Source organism: Streptomyces sp. L-9-10, from assembly GCF_004151105.1.
Classification (GTDB): domain Bacteria; phylum Actinomycetota; class Actinomycetes; order Streptomycetales; family Streptomycetaceae; genus Streptomyces.
Genome location: NZ_PHRF01000073.1, coordinates 1 through 332, shown reverse-complemented (window position 1 = coordinate 332; position 332 = coordinate 1). Strand labels below are relative to the sequence as shown.

The 332-nt window shown below is 71.7% G+C and carries 1 pseudogene; it reads right to left on the bottom strand.

Going from position 1 to position 332, the window contains the following annotated elements:
• A pseudogene (locus CU044_RS19015) lies at positions 1–332 on the bottom strand (transcriptional regulator); the annotation flags it as partial.

Here is a 332-nt window from a genome sequence, read left to right as displayed (position 1 = left end):
TCCCAGGACCAGTCGACGACCGCGCGCAGCGTCTGCTGGCGCGGCAGAACGGTCCGGCTCCCGCTGGTCAGCAGCCGGAAACGGTCATCGAGCCGATCCGCGATCTGACGCGGAGTCAGCATCCGCAACCGCGCCGCCGCCAGCTCGATCGCCAGCGGCAGACCGTCAAGACGACGACAGATCTCCGCCACCGCCGCCGGATCCCCCGCCGCGTCGAACCCCGGCCACACCGCACACGCACGCTCCGCGAACAAACGATGCGCCGGATCCGGCGGCAACGGCTCCACCGGCCGCACCGACTCACCCGGCACCCCCAACGGCTCACGACTGGT